The sequence below is a fragment of the Sporomusa sp. genome (genome assembly GCF_057736855.1).
In genome coordinates this window covers 10,257-10,513 of record NZ_JBYKYF010000091.1, presented here as the reverse complement: position 1 = coordinate 10,513, position 257 = coordinate 10,257, and the positions used below count along the sequence as shown (strand labels likewise).

At 43.2% G+C, this 257-nt stretch carries 1 protein-coding gene; it reads left to right on the top strand.

The window, feature by feature from the left end; translation table 11 throughout:
- A partial coding sequence (locus AC29Z1_RS07965; protein ID WP_488270928.1) for a TCP-1/cpn60 chaperonin family protein occupies window positions 1-257 on the top strand: 257 nt, incomplete at both ends.

The window sequence follows — 257 nt, the reverse complement described above, 5'->3', positions numbered from 1 at the left end:
AAGCTCGCCGTGCGCTTGAAAGAGGCGTAAACGCTCTAGCTAATGCTGTTAAGGTTACTTTAGGACCTAAAGGTCGTAATGTAGTGCTTGATAAGAAATTTGGTGCTCCAACTATTACTAATGACGGCGTAACCATCGCCCGTGACATTGAGTTAGAAGATCCGTTTGAAAATATGGGTGCACAACTTGTTAAAGAAGTTGCTACCAAAACCAATGATGTTGCCGGTGACGGTACTACTACTGCAACTTTACTTGCA